12 protein-coding genes are annotated in these 12,666 nt (G+C 64.1%); 11 read left to right on the top strand and 1 reads right to left on the bottom strand.

The features are described 5' to 3' along the window. Positions 1–930, top strand: coding sequence for a copper homeostasis membrane protein CopD (gene copD, locus AB0305_RS00860; RefSeq protein WP_366170543.1), 930 nt, complete (start codon positions 1–3; stop codon positions 928–930). Positions 931–963: 33 nt separating this feature from the next. Here the strand turns inward: copD and AB0305_RS00855 are convergent, their stop codons facing one another. Next, positions 964–1,884, bottom strand: a complete 921-nt coding sequence (locus AB0305_RS00855) for an IclR family transcriptional regulator (protein WP_366170541.1) — start codon at positions 1,882–1,884, stop codon at positions 964–966. Between the two features lie 211 nt (positions 1,885–2,095). On the opposite strand from AB0305_RS00855, the gene AB0305_RS00850 reads away from it, so the two are divergent. The 10 genes from AB0305_RS00850 to AB0305_RS00805 all read left to right on the top strand — a co-directional run bounded on the left by AB0305_RS00850 (position 2,096) and on the right by AB0305_RS00805 (position 12,660). Next, positions 2,096–3,190 (top strand): ABC transporter ATP-binding protein, encoded by a 1,095-nt coding sequence (locus tag AB0305_RS00850; protein ID WP_366170539.1) that lies wholly within the window; start codon positions 2,096–2,098, stop codon positions 3,188–3,190. Beyond that, positions 3,187–4,053, top strand: a complete 867-nt coding sequence (locus AB0305_RS00845; RefSeq protein ID WP_366170537.1) for an ABC transporter permease — start codon at positions 3,187–3,189, stop codon at positions 4,051–4,053. The genes AB0305_RS00850 and AB0305_RS00845 overlap by 4 nt, the downstream gene beginning before the upstream one ends. A gap of 3 nt (positions 4,054–4,056) precedes the next feature. Beyond that, a complete protein-coding gene (locus tag AB0305_RS00840) occupies positions 4,057–4,851 on the top strand; it encodes an ABC transporter permease (RefSeq protein WP_366170535.1) in 795 nt (264 codons plus the stop codon). Further along, positions 4,848–5,171 (top strand): (2Fe-2S)-binding protein, encoded by a 324-nt coding sequence (locus AB0305_RS00835; RefSeq protein ID WP_366170533.1) that lies wholly within the window; start codon positions 4,848–4,850, stop codon positions 5,169–5,171. Before AB0305_RS00840 ends, AB0305_RS00835 begins: the two co-directional genes overlap by 4 nt. Further along, positions 5,168–6,544 (top strand): FAD/NAD(P)-binding oxidoreductase, encoded by a 1,377-nt coding sequence (locus AB0305_RS00830; protein WP_366170532.1) that lies wholly within the window; start codon positions 5,168–5,170, stop codon positions 6,542–6,544. Before AB0305_RS00835 ends, AB0305_RS00830 begins: the two co-directional genes overlap by 4 nt. Then, on the top strand, positions 6,541–7,701 hold the full coding sequence (locus AB0305_RS00825; protein ID WP_366170531.1) for an FAD-dependent oxidoreductase: 1,161 nt from the start codon (positions 6,541–6,543) through the stop codon (positions 7,699–7,701). The genes AB0305_RS00830 and AB0305_RS00825 overlap by 4 nt, the downstream gene beginning before the upstream one ends. Positions 7,702–7,712: 11 nt before the next feature. After that, on the top strand, positions 7,713–8,795 hold the full coding sequence (locus tag AB0305_RS00820; protein ID WP_366170529.1) for an extracellular solute-binding protein: 1,083 nt from the start codon (positions 7,713–7,715) through the stop codon (positions 8,793–8,795). Further along, complete coding sequence (locus AB0305_RS00815; protein WP_366170527.1) at positions 8,759–10,378, top strand: aldehyde dehydrogenase family protein; 1,620 nt, start codon at positions 8,759–8,761, stop codon at positions 10,376–10,378. Before AB0305_RS00820 ends, AB0305_RS00815 begins: the two co-directional genes overlap by 37 nt. Positions 10,379–10,610: 232 nt before the next feature. Further along, positions 10,611–11,507 carry a LysR family transcriptional regulator gene (locus tag AB0305_RS00810; protein ID WP_366170525.1) on the top strand — a complete coding sequence of 299 codons (897 nt, stop codon included), beginning with the start codon at positions 10,611–10,613 and terminating at the stop codon, positions 11,505–11,507. A gap of 94 nt (positions 11,508–11,601) precedes the next feature. Beyond that, the gene (locus AB0305_RS00805; protein ID WP_366170523.1) at positions 11,602–12,660 is read left to right on the top strand and encodes an AI-2E family transporter; all 1,059 of its coding nucleotides are present in this window, start codon (positions 11,602–11,604) and stop codon (positions 12,658–12,660) included. Positions 12,661–12,666: the final 6 nt, after the last annotated feature.

Raw genomic sequence — 12,666 nt, 5'->3', positions numbered from 1 at the left:
ATGCCAGACGACTGGTTGGACGTCGTCCTGCGCTTTGCGCTCTACCTGGATCTGATGATCCTGTTTGGTACGCCGCTCTTCAGCCTCTATGCCTTGCGCGCGGGGGACGATGCTCCCGCGTTCTTGCGATTGCGGGGTGGGGCGGCGGTCGCAACTGCGTCTGCAGGGATCGTCTTGTCGGGATGGAGTTTGCTGGAGACGGCCCAATCCATGACCGGCGCCGCGACGTATGCCGCGCTGACCAGCCAGGCGATCGGCATGATCCTGACGGCCACCGCTGTCGGCACGGCGTGGATGGTGCGCATGGCCGCGCTTGCCGCGTGGCTGATCGTTGCAGCGGCATGCCGCCAGGATTCGATGCGCCGATGTGTCGCGCTTGCCGCCAGCGGCGCGGTCGCGTTGACCACGTTGGCGTGGGCTGGGCACGGGGCCATGGATGACGGCGGGCGAGGCGCCTTTCACCTCATCGTCGATGTGGCTCACCTTTTGGCGGCTGGCATGTGGGTGAGCGCACTTGTTGGTTTCGCTCAGCTCTCGTCCCGCAGATGGGCAATCGCGCCCGAGCGTGTGTGGATGCTCAGCCGTGCAGCCAGCGGTTTTGCCGCCGCGGGTACCGGCATTGTGGTGACGCTGGCCGTGACAGGCGTCATCAACTATGGGCTCGTTGCCGGCCCGACGCTCGACGCCCTGTATGCGACGCCCTATGGCCGATTGTTGGTGGCCAAACTGATGCTATTTGCCGCCATGCTTGGGCTGGCCGCAGTCAATCGCTATCGGCTGAGCCCACGACTCGCAGCCGCCATTCGCGCAGGAGACGACGCCCGTGCCGTTGCGGCGTTGCGCAGCAGCGTGCTGACTGAAGCCAGTCTTGCCGTGTTGGTTCTGGCGCTGGTGGCGTGGCTCGGTACGCTGTCGCCACTGCCTTCCTGATGCGGTTCGCGCAGGGCAGCGGCAGCGCTGCGCCTAGCTGATAAAGGAATTCGCGGGGCGCCGCACGGTCGGGTCGAACGGGTTGATCAACGGCCCCAGCGCATCCGCTTCTTTCTTCAACATGGCTGCCACCACGGGCAGCCGTTCGGGCGTCAAGCGGTCCGCGATGGTGCCGACGCTCAGGGCGGCCACGGGCCGCCGGCTCGCATCGAATACCGGCACAGCTAGGCCGGCCATGCCCTCAATCAAGCCGGTTTGCGTGGCCACATAGCCGAGCTCGCGTGCGCGGGCAATTTCGGTGCGCAGGAAGACTTCATCGATCGGTCGATATTCCTTCAGCCTCGGCAGGTTGAAGCGGATGACCTCGTCCTGCTCGGCCGGTGGTAGCGATGCCAGGATCGCTAGGCTGCCCTGGCCGACGCCCAATGCAATGCTGCCGCCAATGTCGCCGGTGAACGAACGAATCGGGTAGGGGCCGTCGCTGCGGTCGATGCACACGGCGTCGTAGTTGCTGCGCACGAGCAGGAAGATGGTGTCTTTGAGCGTGCCCGAGAGGCGCAGCAGCGCGGGCCGGAAGATGTCGCGCAGCGTGGCGGCGCTGCCAGCGGTGCTGGCCATCCTGAAGAGTTCCAGCCCGAGCCGGTATCGCTTCGATGCGCTGTCCTGCTCCACCACGCCTTGCTCCACCAGCGCGCGCATCAGGCGATGCGCCGTGCCTTGGCTGAGGCCCGTGTCCTGTGCGAGTTGCGTGATCTTGGCGCCCTCGGCCGGGGCGCGGGCTAGTGCACGCATCAGCGCAAACACCTTGTCGAGCACGCTGGCTTTGCTGTCGTCGGTGGGCGTCATCGGGTTCTGCATGGAGAAAGAAACGTTGAATGGATGTGCCAGGCATGCCGTGCGCTGGACGCTGCCGGCGGCTGTATCAGGACATACCCGCGCGGTCATCAGAATCATTCCGGTACCCGGAATCGACTTACCTTGCCGACTTCTAATATTCCGTTGAACAGAATTATATGTTTTGTACGTACCGTTGAAAGGAATTTATAGTCCAACTCAGTTTGGCTGGTGGAATTCAGTGTAGTAGACTGAATCGTCAACGGCGAGCCGGTGCAATTGCCTGCCAGCGCCAGGGTTTTCTGAGGGTCGGTTGTTGTAAGGAGAGCGCATGTCGTTCCTGCAGCTAAGAGGCACTACCAAAACCTACGGCAAGCTCACCGTGGTCTCCGACATTGACCTCAGCATCGAGCAGGGCGAATTTGTCTCGTTGCTCGGCCCCTCCGGCTGTGGCAAGACGACGACCCTCCAGATGATTGCCGGCTTTGCCGAGGTGACGAAGGGCACCATCATGCTGGCCGGCAAGGACATCACGCATATGGCGCCCAGCCGCCGTGGCCTGGGCATCGTGTTCCAGACCTACGCGCTGTTTCCGCACATGACCGTGGCGCAGAACGTGGCCTTTGGCCTGGAGATGCGCAAGGTGCCAAAGGGCGAGACCGCACAGCGTGTGGATGAAGCCTTGGCCCTCGTGAAGCTGCATGAACACGCGCAGCGCTATCCGCGCGAGTTGTCGGGCGGGCAGCGCCAGCGTGTGGCCCTGGCGCGCGCGCTGGTGATTCGCCCGTCCGTGCTGCTGCTGGACGAGCCGCTCTCCAACCTCGACGCCAAGCTGCGCGAGGACATGCAGTTTGAAATTCGCTCCATCCAGCGGCATCTCGGCATCACCACCATCATGGTCACGCACGACCAGGCAGAAGCGATGTCGATCAGCGATCGTGTGGTGGTGATGGAAAACGGGCGCATCACGCAGGTGGGGGCGCCCTATCGCCTGTACGAATATCCGCGCTCCGAATTCATCTCCAAGTTTGTCGGCAAGGCCAATGTGCTGGATGGCCGCGTGGAGGCGCTGAACGGCGCCGGCGCGTTTGTTTCCGTGGGGCCGCTGAAGTTCCACTTCGCCACCGCCGGTCATAAGGTGGGTGCCGAGGTGCGCGTGTGCCTGCGGCCCGAGAAGATCGCCTTGGCGCCGCGCGAAGCGGGCCGACTCAGCGGCACGGTGAATGCGCGCTTCTTTCTCGGCAGCCAGTGGCTGTTCACCATCGGCACGAGCATCGGCACGCTGAATGTCGTCCAGCCCAACAACGGCGCCGCCATGCCTGCAGAAGGCGATGTGGTCGGGCTGCTGTGGGCCGACGAGCAATTGCGCCTGGTGGGTGACGATGCCTGCGCCGCCACCGCTCAACCCGCGGAGGCCGTGGCATGAACCCGCGCCCCGTGCGCCGATGGGCCGGCACGCCCATCCTGCTGGCCACGCCGGTCAGCGCGTTGTTCGCACTGCTGCTGTTGTTGCCGCTGCTGCTGGTGACGGTGCTGTCGTTCCAGGGCTTTGACCCGGCAACGGGCATTCAGCCCACTGCCACCTTGCTGCACTACGCCTCCATCTTCACGGACGACTACTACGCCGGCATCTTCCTGCGCACTTTCTGGCTGGCGCTGGTGACGACGGTGCTGTGTGCGTTCATTGGCGTGCCGGAAGCCTATGTGCTCAGCCGCATGCGCGCGCCGTGGCGTTCGATTTTCCTGCTGGTGATTCTCGCGCCGTTGCTGGTGTCGGTGGTGGTGCGCGCGTTTGGCTGGAGCTTGCTATTGGGGCCGGAAGGGCTGATCAACCAGGCAATCCTCCGGCTGGGCTTTGAACCTGTGAAGCTGCTCTACACGCAGACGGCCATCGTGGTGGGGCTGGTGCACGTGATGCTGCCTTTCATGGTGATTCCGGCGTGGACATCGCTGCAGAAGCTGGACCCTTCCACGCAGCAGGCGGCGTTGTCGCTCGGCGCATCACAGTCCACGGTGATGCGTCGCATCGTGCTGCCGCAGATCTTGCCGGGGGTGCTCTCGGGCAGCCTGATCGTGTTTGGTCTGAGCGCAAGCTCGTTTGCCATTCCCGGTCTGCTGGGCGGGCGGCGTTTGAAGATGGTCGCCACGCTGGTCTACGACGAATTTCTGAGCGAGCTGAACTGGCCGCTGGGCGCCGCGATTGCGCTCACGCTACTGGCGGCCAACCTCATCATCATGATGTCGTACAACCGGCTGGTGGAGCGCCGGTACAAGAAGACGCTGGGGTAAGCCATGTCGAAGAACGGACCGATTGCCCTTGCGTTTCACACCCTGGTGGTGACGTTCATGCTGGCGCCGCTGGTGATTGTCTGCCTGGTGGCGTTCACGCCGGAGAACACCATGCAGATTCCCACCACGGCGTTTTCGCTGCGCTGGTTCAAGGCGGTCTTCGCGCATCCCGATTTTATGCAGGCCTTCTACAACAGCGTGCAGCTTGCGTTGCTCTCGGCCTCCATTGCAACGGCGCTGGCCTTGCCGGCTGGCATTGCGCTTACGCGTTACCGGTTTCGCGGGCGCGACTTCATCAACGGCATGCTGCTCTCGCCCGTCATCATTCCGCATCTGGTGCTGGGTATCGCTCTGCTGCGCCTGTTTGCGCTGATGGGCGCCACGGGCAGTTTCGCCTGGCTGGTGCTGGCGCATGTGGTGGTGATCACGCCGTACATCCTGCGGCTGGTGATTGCCTCGGTGGAGGGAATGGACTTCAGCGCGGAACACGCGGCGCAGTCGCTCGGGGCGTCCAACATGGTGGTGTTCCTGCGCGTGACGTTGCCGCTCATCCTGCCCGGCGTGGCGGGCGGCTGGCTGCTGGCCTTCATCAACAGCTTTGATGAAGTGACCATGTCGGTGTTCGTAACCGCCCCTTCCACGGTGACGCTGCCCGTGCGCATCTACATGTACGCCACCGAATCGATCGATCCGATGATGGCTGCGGTCTCCGCGCTGATGATCCTGGTCACCAGCGTTGGCATGCTGTTGATCGATCGCATCTACGGCCTGGACAAAGTGTTGGTGGGCAGCAAATGACCATAGAGACACCTGCAAAAAAAGCACCCGGTGCATTGTTCTGCCGAGTCGCGGAAACCGGCCGCCGCGTTATCGCATTCACGATCGACGGCGTACCAGCCCGTGCACTGGAAGGCGACACCGTGCTGACCGCCGTGCTCAGCCAGCGCAGTGTGCTCAGGCATGCGGATTTTTCGTCCGCCCCGCGCGCCGGATTTTGCCTGATGGGCGCCTGCCAGGACTGCTGGGTCAGCACGGAATCCGGCGAGCGCCTGCGCGCATGCTCCACCCCCGCGCTCGAAGGCATGCGCATCGTCACCGGCGGGAGCGAGCGCTCATGACGGCGACACCGCAGGTGGTCATCATCGGGGCGGGCCCGGCCGGTATCCGTGCGGCACAGACGCTGGTGGCCCATGGCTTGCGGCCAACCGTGCTCGATGAAGCGCCGGCCTGGGGCGGGCAGATCTACCGTCAGCAACCGCCGGGGTTCACACGTTCGCCCCGCACCCTCTATGGCTTTGAAGCGAAGCGCGCCATGGGCGTACACGCAGCCATGCGCGACATCCTCGGTCAGCTCGATTACCGCCCAGGCCGGTTGGTCTGGAATGCCGAGGACGGCGTGGTGGATGCCATTCGCGACGGGCAGCCGGAGCGCGTGCCGTACACGCACCTGATTGTCGCCACGGGGGCGACGGATCGGGTTCTGCCGTTTCCAGGCTGGACCACGCCGGGCGTTTTCACGCTGGGCGCCGCGCAGATCGCGCTGAAGTATCAGGCCTGCGCGATTGGTGAGCGCGTGGTGTTTGCCGGCACCGGGCCGCTGCTCTACCTCGTGGCTTATCAGTACATGAAGGCGGGTGTGTGTGTGGCGGCGGTGCTCGACACCACACCGCTGCATCACCAGGCGAAGGCCGCTCCGCGCATGTTGGGCTTGCCCACGCTGCTGGCCAAGGGACTCTACTACCGCACGCGCTTGCGTCTGGCTGGTGTGCCCGTCCGCACCGGCATCCGCATCGGCTCGGTGGAAGGCGTGGACCGCGTCGAACGTATCCACTGGAAAGAGGGCGAAGTGCTGCGCAGCCTCGCTTGCGATGCCGTGGGGTTTGGCTATGCATTGCGCCCGGAAAGCCAGCTTGCCGATCTGCTTGGCTGCGCATTCGTTTTTGATCCGCTCAACCGTGCCTACGTCCCCCAGGTGGACGCAGCACGGCGCAGCAGTATGGCTGGCGTCTATCTTGCAGGGGACGGCGCCGGCATCATGGGGGCAGATGCCGCGGAGTTGTCTGGCGAGCGGGCTGCGCTGGCCGTTCTCGAAGACTGCGGCAAGACGGTGGCGGCGGATCGCGTGGCGATCTTGGAAAACGCCCTTGCCCGCATTGCCCGCTTTCGGGTGGCGCTGGAGCACGCGTTTCCGTTTCCCGAAGACTGGGCCGGCACCTGCGACGACACGTTGCTGCTGTGCCGCTGCGAGGAGATCACCGTCGGCGATTTCCGTGCGGAGATCCAGCGCAATGGCCTGCGCGAGATCAACCGGGCCAAGGCCTTCACCCGCGTCGGCATGGGCCGGTGCCAGGGACGCATGTGCGGAGCTGCCGCGTGCGAGCTTCTTGCGCATGCCGGGTCCAAGGACATCGCCGATGTGGGCCGGCTGCGTGCGCAGGCGCCCATCAAGCCGATCGCCTTTCTGCACCCGGAGGAGGCGACGCAATCATGAGCGGGGTCAAGCTGGACACCACCGTCGCGATTGTGGGCGCCGGCATCGTGGGGGCGTCGGCGGCGCTGGCACTCACGCGCATGGGGATGGCCGTGACGCTGCTGGAACGCGACACCTGCGGCTCGCGCTCCAGCGGCGTGAACTACGGGGGCGTGCGCCGGCAAGGGCGGTCATTGGCGCAACTGCCGCTGTCGCAGCGCGCACATCGCATCTGGGGGCAGTTGCCGCAGACCATCGGCATTGACGGTGAATACGAGCGCTCCGGGCATCTGAAGGTCGCTCGCAGCGAACAGGACATGGCGTCGCTCGAAGCGTATCGAGACCGCACGCGCGATTTCGACCTGGGCCTGCAACTGCTCAGCCGTGCTCAATTGCGCAGCGCGTACCCGTGGCTCGGTGACATCGCGGTGGGGGCCTCGCTGTGCCCCGATGATGGACACGCGAATCCGCGGCTGGTGTCCCCGGCATTTGCGCGGGTGGCCCGCCTGAAAGGCGCACAGATTATCGAAGGCGAGCAGGTGGTGGAACTCGCCCGCGACGACCAGGGCTTCTGGATGCGCACGCGCAGTGGTCTTGAGGTGCGCTCGCGCGTGCTGCTGAACTGCGCGGGTGCCTGGGCCAATGACATCGCCCGCATGTTCGGCGAGGAAGTCCCGATGATCAGCGCCCACCCGGCCATGACCGTCACCGAGCCGCTGCCGCTGTTCATGAATGTCAATGTGGGCGTGGAGGGCGGCGGTTTGTATGGCCGACAGGTCCGGCGGGGCAATTGCGTGATCGGCGGTGCGCGCGGCTATGCGCTGGACGACACGCGCGCACGCTCGGGCCGCAGCGCGATCTTCTCGGTGCTGGAGCAGGCGGTGGCGCTGTTTCCGGCGCTGCGCAACGCCCACATCATCCGCACGTGGAGCGGTACAGAAGGCTATCTGCCAGACCGCGAACCCGTGCTGGGGCCAAGCCAGACCACCCCCGGCCTGATCCACGCATTCGGTTTTGCCGGGGCGGGCTTTCAGATTGGGCCGGCCGTTGGCGAGGTGTTGGCAGAGCTGGTGCGCGACGGCGCAACCGCCACGCCAATCGATGCGTTTTCCATCGCACGTTTTCAACAAACCAGGCTTGGTGCTACGCACGCCGAGCCCTCTTTTCACGACTCTTAGGAGAATGGCGCATGAAACAGGGAAACGGCATCGGCAGCATTGGCCGCTGTGGCATCAAGGCGGCAGTGGGCTGCGGCATTGCATTTGGCGCGCTGTCGTATCTGCCCAGCGTGTCGGCACAGAGTAAGACCTTGTACGTCGGCATGAACGGCGGGGTGATGGAGCGCACCTACGTTGACCACGTCTTTCCGGCCTTCGAGAAAGAAAACAACGTGAAGGTGGTTGTGGTGCCCGGCACATCGTCCGACATCCTGGCCAAGGTGCAGGCTAACAAAGACAAGCCGCAGATGCACATCATCTTCCTCGACGACGGCGTGATGTACCGGGCGATCGGCATGGGGCTGTGCGACGAGCTGGCCGACAGCCCGGAGCTGAAAGAGATTCCTGCCAACGCGCGCATCCGGGGCAACATGGCTGCGGCGGTTGCCATCGGCATGACGGGCCTGGCCTACAACACGAAGATGTTCAAGGAGAAGGGCTGGGCCGTGCCCACGTCGTGGCAAGACCTGGCCGACCCGAAGTTCAAGGGCAAGGTCATCTTCCAGTCGCTGCCGTCGTCCACGTTCGGCCTGCATGCGTTCCTGATGGTGAACCGGCTCAACGGCGGGACCGAAAGCAATGTGGAACCGGGCTTCAAGGCGTGGAAGACCGGCGTAGGCGCCAACGTGGGCGAGTACGTAGCCAATTCGGCTAAGCTCTCAGAGATGGTGCAGACTGGCGAGGCGGGGCTGTTCCCGTCCACCCCGACGCAAGTGATGGTGCTCAAGAGCAAGGGCCTGCCGGTGGAATACGCTCAGCCCAAGGAGGGCGCGGTGGCGTTGAACACCATGGAATGCGTGATCGCCAGGAATGACGAACCGGCACTCGCACAGAAGTTGGCTGCGTTCCTGCTGTCGCCGGGTGCGCAGGCCAAGGCGTTGCAAGGCGGCGCCAGCATCCCCGCCAACCCCAAGACGCCGCTGCCCGCTGACACCGATGCGCTGATCAAGCGCGCAGTCGACTACGCGCATACAGCGGTGGTCATGGATTGGGATGTCATCAACGCGCAGCGCCCGGCATGGAGTACGCGCTGGAACAAGACGGTCGAACGCTGAATCCACTACGCTGGAAACTCCGGCTCCCCGCGGTGACGTGGGCGAGCCTCAACCACCTCATCGGCATCATGAACACTTCCGACCTGCTCACTTCGCTTTCCATCCATGCAGAGGCCAAGGTGGCGCAAGGCCATGCGGTCACCTCGCCGATCGACGGCTCCGTGATCGGAACCGTGGCGTTTGCCGGCGAGAATGAGGCCACTGCCGCCATCGACCGGGCCCATGCAGCATTCCTCAAATGGCGCATGGTGCCGGCGCCCGTACGCGGAGAGCTGGTGCGCCTGCTTGGCGTGCAGTTGCGCGAGCACCAAGAGACGCTCGGGCGACTTGTCACGCTGGAGGCGGGCAAGATCCTCTCAGAGGGGCTGGGTGAGGTGCAGGAGATGATCGACATCTGCGACTTTGCGGTCGGGCTGTCGCGCCAGCTTTATGGTTTGACCATCGCTTCGGAACGCGCGGGCCACCGCATGATGGAGACGTGGCATCCGGCAGGCCCGGTGGGGGTGATCTCCGCATTCAACTTTCCGGTGGCGGTGTGGGCGTGGAACAGCGCGCTGGCGCTGGTGTGCGGCGACAGCGTGATCTGGAAACCTTCGGAAAAGACGCCGCTGACGGCCATGGCCTGTCACGCGCTACTGCAGCAGGCGATTGCGGCGTTCGAGCGCACGCACCCCGGTGTGGCGCCGGCGGGTTTGCATGAACTGCTGATTGGCGGCCGCGAGGTTGGCGAGGTCTTGGCGCGTTCTGAGAAAGTGCCGGTGGTCAGCGCCACGGGCAGCACGCGCATGGGCCGTACAGTCGGCCAGCTGGTGGCGGGCCGCTTTGGTCGCGCCATCCTGGAGTTGGGTGGCAACAACGCCATGATCGTCGCGCCTAGCGCAGATCTGGAACTCGCGGTGCGCGCCATCACCTTTGCCGCCGTGGGCACTGCGGGCCAGCGCTGCACGACGCTGCGTCGCCTGATCGTGCACGAGAGCGTGGCGGACACCCTGGTGGACCGCCTGCAACGCATCTACGCATCGGTCGCGGTCGGGAACCCACTGGAAGCCGATACGCTGGTCGGGCCGCTCATTGACGGCGCGGCTTTTGAAGCGATGCAATCGGCGCTGTCCCAGGCACGTGCCGAAGGTGGCGAGGTCTTCGGGGGGACACGCGTGCGAGGCGAACTGGGCGACCAGGCGTTCTACATCACCCCGGCGCTGGTGCGCATGCCTGCGCAGAGTGCGGTCATGCGGCACGAGACGTTCGCGCCCATCCTCTACGTGCTGACCTACCGGAACTTTGACGATGCGGTTGCGCTGCAGAACGGCGTGCCGCAAGGCTTGTCGTCCGCTATCTTCACGCGTGACCTGCAGGAGGCGGAAATCTTTCTCAGCGCAGCGGGCAGCGATTGTGGCATCGCGAACGTCAATATCGGCACTTCCGGCGCGGAGATCGGCGGCGCCTTTGGCGGCGAGAAAGAGACGGGCGGCGGTCGTGAATCGGGGTCCGATGCGTGGAAGGGCTACATGCGTCGCGCCACCAACACGATCAACTACAGCAACACGCTGCAGCTTGCCCAGGGCGTGCGGTTCGACGTCTGAACTGCGCTACGTGTCCGCTTCTGCATCACATCGGTTTCTGCCGGGAGTCGCCTGGTTCATATTCATTCGTCATAGTTGACAAAAATATCAGTTGTGACTAAATTCCGCTTACTCGCGGCGGAACTGGCACCAACAACGGGCTGTTGCTACGCAGTCAAAAAAGGCGGATAGCGCGCGGCTTAGCTGCCGCGTCAATCTACGACTGCACCTGCGGGCCTTGTTAGAGGTGCTTATGGATCATTTCGAGAGCCTGCGGCTCTTTCGTACGATCGTCGAAGTCAGGAACTTCAGGCGTGCAGGGCAGATGTTCGGGGTATCGCCGTCAGTCGTATCGCGGGCGATGACTTCCTTGGAAGAACGGCTCGGCGCGCGCCTCTTCCACCGCTCCACCAAGCAGTTCTCGTTGACGGACGCGGCACACCGCTTCTACGACGGATGCTGCCGTGTACTCGACGATCTGGATTGCCTGGAATCCGATGCGCGCAGCCAGGGGCATCTGCCGGTTGGTGTGTTGAGGCTCGTTGCGCATACGACCGCAACGTCGGGGTGGCTTGCGCCGCTGGTGGCATCGTTCAAGCGCAAGAACCCGAACGTCATGGTTGAGGTGACCTTGGTGGAGGGCACTGTCGACCTGGCAACCGAGGGCTACGACATCGGCCTGGTATTGCCGTTCATGTTGGCTACCGACTTGGCTGTGACGCGACTGCTGCATCGCTTGCCGTTGGCGATCGTGGCGACACCGCACTACCTGGACGCGCGTGTGCGCCCGTGTCATCCGGTCGATCTGGCTGACCATGTCTTCGTCACCGTACCGCCTTCCGTACACAAGCCCATCGTGACGTTCCGCACGGATGGGGCACCGCTGGTCGTTCCGCTGCGGTACGAAATTGCCTCGAACAACGCCGCATTCAACCGTGAAGTCGTACTGTCCGGACTTGGCATGGGCCTGCTGCCGTTGGCACTGGTTGAAGACGATCTGCGCGAAGGGCGCCTCGTCCGGTTGGTGGGTGAACACGAAATCCTGGATACCGCAGCGGAGGTTCGTCTTGCCTACATGAGCCGGACGATGGTGCCGGCCAAAGTCAGGGCCTTCATTGACCACGCCGTCGCGTACTTTGAGGAGCGGTGAGATGCGGGGACCGTCTTCTCAGGCGAGCACCGTTGCCTATTGCGAACGGTGCAACGCTGATCACCCAGGTAGCGCGCGCGGTTCGAAAACGCTGATGTCCACCCTGATACGGCGCCAGGCCTGGCTATGGGGGCTTGTCGCGCTTGCAATGGGTGGGCTCATGTGGGCGCTACGGCCGGTGCTGACGCCGTTCCTGCTGGGCGCGCTCATTGCCTACATGTTGCAGCCGGGTGTGGAGTGGTTGGCGCGGCACCGCGTGCCTCGCTGGATCGCCGCGCTGGCGATGATCCTGTGCTTTGCGGCGATGGCGGCGCTGCTCGTCACGCTCATGTTCGCCGTCGTCCAGACCGAAGGTCCGCAACTCCAGGCAAAAATTCCTGTGCTGCTTGCCGGCCTGAATGCCTGGTTGCAGCCGAAGCTAGCCGTTCTGGGGCTTGGCGTCGACCTGGATTTGGCGCATCTGCGCGATCTGCTGTCCGCGCCGCACTATGGTGGCGATGGCACCTCCGTCCTCGCGGTCTGGCAATACCTGCGCACAAGCGGCAACGCGATGTTGACCGTGGTGGGTAACGTGGTGCTGGTTCCGCTGGTGCTGTTCTATCTGCTCTACGACCGGCACCAGATGTTTCAGCGCATGGAAAGCCTGGTCCCTCGGCGGTGGCTTGCCAGGACCCGGGCGTTCGTCATCGACATTGACCGGATGCTGTCGCAATACCTGCGCGGGCAGCTTCTGGTGATGGTCGTGCTGGCCGCGTTTTACCCCATCGCCCTGACGCTGGCCGGCTTCGACATTGCCTTGCCGTTGGGGTTGTTTACTGGCCTGGCGGTGTTCATTCCCTATGTGGGATTTGCCGCTGGCCTGGCGCTTGCCGTGTTGGCCGCCGTGCTGCAGTTTGGCGATCTTTACGGCATCGGCGCTGTTGCTGTGGTGTACGGCCTGGGTCAGATCCTTGAGAACGTGTTCCTCACGCCGCGCTTGATTGGCGAGCGCATTGGCTTGCACCCGTTGGCCGTGATCTTTGCATTGCTGGCCTTTGGCCACCTGTTCGGATTCTTTGGGGTGCTGCTGGCGTTGCCTGCCAGCGCCATTCTTGCGGCGGCGCTACGGGCGCTGCGTCACCGCTATCTCGCGAGCGAGCTCTATCAAGCCTGATCGATG

Source organism: Arthrobacter sp. NPDC080086, from assembly GCF_040702285.1.
This window is presented reverse-complemented; position numbering and strand designations above follow the sequence as displayed.

What these genes read in the sequence shown, in the direction of transcription:
- AB0305_RS00845 (WP_366170537.1), top strand. Translation starts at nt 3,187, where the DNA reads ATGAACCCGCGCCCCGTGCGCCGATGGGCCGGCACGCCCATCCTGCTG.
- AB0305_RS00825 (WP_366170531.1), top strand. Translation starts at nt 6,541, where the DNA reads ATGAGCGGGGTCAAGCTGGACACCACCGTCGCGATTGTGGGCGCCGGC.
- AB0305_RS00835 (WP_366170533.1), top strand. Translation starts at nt 4,848, where the DNA reads ATGACCATAGAGACACCTGCAAAAAAAGCACCCGGTGCATTGTTCTGC.
- AB0305_RS00850 (WP_366170539.1), top strand. Translation starts at nt 2,096, where the DNA reads ATGTCGTTCCTGCAGCTAAGAGGCACTACCAAAACCTACGGCAAGCTC.
- AB0305_RS00820 (WP_366170529.1), top strand. Translation starts at nt 7,713, where the DNA reads ATGAAACAGGGAAACGGCATCGGCAGCATTGGCCGCTGTGGCATCAAG.
- AB0305_RS00830 (WP_366170532.1), top strand. Translation starts at nt 5,168, where the DNA reads ATGACGGCGACACCGCAGGTGGTCATCATCGGGGCGGGCCCGGCCGGT.
- AB0305_RS00810 (WP_366170525.1), top strand. Translation starts at nt 10,611, where the DNA reads ATGGATCATTTCGAGAGCCTGCGGCTCTTTCGTACGATCGTCGAAGTC.
- AB0305_RS00805 (WP_366170523.1), top strand. Translation starts at nt 11,602, where the DNA reads ATGTCCACCCTGATACGGCGCCAGGCCTGGCTATGGGGGCTTGTCGCG.
- copD (WP_366170543.1), top strand. Translation starts at nt 1, where the DNA reads ATGCCAGACGACTGGTTGGACGTCGTCCTGCGCTTTGCGCTCTACCTG.
- AB0305_RS00815 (WP_366170527.1), top strand. Translation starts at nt 8,759, where the DNA reads ATGGAGTACGCGCTGGAACAAGACGGTCGAACGCTGAATCCACTACGC.
- AB0305_RS00840 (WP_366170535.1), top strand. Translation starts at nt 4,057, where the DNA reads ATGTCGAAGAACGGACCGATTGCCCTTGCGTTTCACACCCTGGTGGTG.
- AB0305_RS00855 (WP_366170541.1), bottom strand. Translation starts at nt 1,884, where the DNA reads ATGATTCTGATGACCGCGCGGGTATGTCCTGATACAGCCGCCGGCAGC.